At 51.2% G+C, this 539-nt stretch carries 1 rRNA gene; it reads right to left on the bottom strand.

From position 1 onward, the window contains the following. Window positions 1–34: 34 nt before the first annotated feature. Window positions 35–539: ribosomal RNA gene (locus tag HMPREF3045_RS08980) — 16S ribosomal RNA — on the bottom strand; the annotation flags it as partial.

The following is a 539-nucleotide window of genomic DNA, read 5'->3' as shown; positions in this document are numbered from 1 at the left end:
GGTAAAAGTCAGCGTACCGACTTTTTACTCTTAGAAAGGAGGTGATCCAGCCGCACCTTCCGATACGGCTACCTTGTTACGACTTCACCCCAGTTACTGACCCTACCTTCGACTGCTGCGTCCAATTGGTTCGCTCACAGGCTTCGGGTATTGCCAACTCCCATGGTGTGACGGGCGGTGTGTACAAGACCCGGGAACGCATTCACCGCGACATTCTGATTCGCGATTACTAGCAACTCCAACTTCATGTACTCGAGTTGCAGAGTACAATCCGAACTGGGACAGACTTTGTGAGTTTCGCTTCAGATCGCTCTTTCGCTGCCCTCTGTATCTGCCATTGTAGCACGTGTGTAGCCCAAGTCATAAAGGGCATGATGATTTGACGTCGTCCCCACCTTCCTCCGGTTTATCACCGGCAGTATCGCTAGAGTCCCCAACTTAATGATGGTAACTAACGATAGGGGTTGCGCTCGTTATGGGACTTAACCCAACATCTCACGACACGAGCTGACGACAACCATGCACCACCTGTAATACAG

The organism is Anaerococcus sp. HMSC075B03 (genome assembly GCF_001815585.1).
Taxonomy (GTDB): domain Bacteria; phylum Bacillota; class Clostridia; order Tissierellales; family Peptoniphilaceae; genus Anaerococcus; species Anaerococcus vaginalis.
This window is presented reverse-complemented; position numbering and strand designations above follow the sequence as displayed.